This window comes from Tetzosporium hominis (assembly GCF_002265435.1).
GTDB classification, from domain to species: Bacteria; Bacillota; Bacilli; order Bacillales_A; family Planococcaceae; genus Chryseomicrobium; species Chryseomicrobium hominis.
Window position 1 is genome coordinate 1 of sequence record NZ_NOKQ01000317.1, and the last position, 254, is coordinate 254.

Genomic DNA, 254 nt, shown 5'->3' on the forward strand with positions numbered 1-254 from the left:
TTTTTCCATTCAACGATCACATCAAAAATCTGCATGACAAGCTCGCGGGATGGAGCCAGAATCACAGCTTGCACGTTCTTTTGATCCGCCTCCAGCTTTTCCAGAATCGGCAGGACGTATGCGAGCGTTTTGCCCGTTCCAGTCGGCGACTCGGCGATCACGTCACGCCCGTCCAAAATCAGATCGACCGCGTTTTTTTGGACATTCGTCGGATCTTGAAAGCCCGACGCCTTCCAGTTTTCTTGAATAAACGG

The 254-nt window shown here is 51.2% G+C and carries 1 protein-coding gene; it reads right to left on the reverse strand.

Annotation, left to right across the window (positions count from 1 at the left end; translation table 11 throughout):
- Nucleotides 1-254, reverse strand: a 254-nt coding sequence (locus tag CF394_RS14075; protein WP_133079850.1) for a DEAD/DEAH box helicase, incomplete at both ends; no start/stop codon positions are given.